The sequence below is a fragment of the Mesorhizobium sp. WSM4817 genome (assembly GCF_055811135.1).
Genome location: NZ_JBVVQQ010000106.1, coordinates 1 through 917, shown reverse-complemented (window position 1 = coordinate 917; position 917 = coordinate 1). Strand labels below are relative to the sequence as shown.

Annotated in this window: 1 protein-coding gene; it reads right to left on the bottom strand. The window is 54.3% G+C overall.

The features are described from left to right. The coding region (locus AC0L2K_RS34905; RefSeq protein ID WP_473533649.1) for a tetratricopeptide repeat protein at positions 1-902 on the bottom strand (902 nt) is incomplete at its 3' end. Positions 903-917: the final 15 nt, after the last annotated feature.

Genomic DNA, 917 nt, shown 5'->3' with positions numbered 1-917 from the left:
CCCCCCTCACCTTCAACCGCATTTTGAGCCGTTGCAAGCGTAACTTCGAGACCCGACTGATCGCCGACCTGCCAATCGAAAGGCTTGCCGCCGGACACAGGCTCAAATGTGCTGTTGAAAATGTATCCGCCCAATTTCCGTTCTTGATCGGACAGACTGAAAAGAAACAACCGATACGCTTGTTCATATTTTTTCTGACCAAAATAGCTGTGGATCAGATAGGACACCTCGCTCGAGTTTGGTGGCGCACTTGACCCAGTCAAATCGAGCAGCAACCGATTTGCGAAATCGAGCCCGTCGGGGGTTTTCCCCAGCGTGACCAACAGATTGGACCTCCAGGGCGCCGCGGCCCTGATGGCTGCCAGCACAGCCTGATATCCATCGGGATTCGAGAGGATTGTCGGCAGCCCCTCGGCGATATCAGGAAATTGATCTGGCCATCGCCGCAGCAAAATATCGATCTCGCGGACGGCCCCGGACAGATCGCCTATTTCGATGGAGCGGCCTATTGACCTCTGGAGCGCGAGGATTTCGGTCTTGGATAAATTTCGAGCTTGATCGAAAAACTCATAGGCCTGATCTTTTTCACCCTTCCGGTACTTGATCTCGCCGATCAGGCTGTAGAGACGTGCGTCCGCAAGGTCAAAGCGAAGCGCGCTTTCGAGCTTGGCAAGCATGGCGTCGAGATCGGAAGCATTGCTTGTATCGTTCAGGTCGTGAGTAATCTCGCCTATCAAGGCATTGACGTTCAACGGATCCAGCGCGAGGGAAACGGTTGGCGTTTCGGTTTCAAGAAACCGACTTAGCCCGATCGACGAAGCCGCCAACACTAGAACGGATGCGGCGAACCAAACGCCTGAACGCCGGAGATTTTGCATAAGCGGGCTGGTCTGCTCCATCATCGACTTTGCCCTCAA